Genomic DNA, 201 nt, shown 5'->3' on the forward strand with positions numbered 1-201 from the left:
CCGGTGTCGAAAAGCGGCCCGAGCATGAAGGACGTGAAGTTATCTGGCAGGTGGCGGCACGCCGCAGCACCTACAAAAAACTCGATAAGCGCAGCGTGCTGTACAAAGACAAGCGCAAGATTGAAAAGGCCAAGGCTCAGGTGCGCGCCAAGGTCGAGCATCCGTTCCGGGTAATCAAGCGCCAGTTCGGTTACACCAAGG

At 57.2% G+C, this 201-nt stretch carries 1 protein-coding gene; it reads left to right on the forward strand.

Features of this window, described 5'->3' with window-relative positions:
• Window positions 1-201, forward strand: a 201-nt coding sequence (locus AO268_RS08610; RefSeq protein ID WP_141562800.1) for a transposase, incomplete at both ends; no start/stop codon positions are given.

The sequence above is a fragment of the Pseudomonas sp. ICMP 8385 genome (assembly GCF_002699915.1).
In the GTDB taxonomy this organism is placed as follows: Bacteria; Pseudomonadota; Gammaproteobacteria; order Pseudomonadales; family Pseudomonadaceae; genus Aquipseudomonas; species Aquipseudomonas gessardii.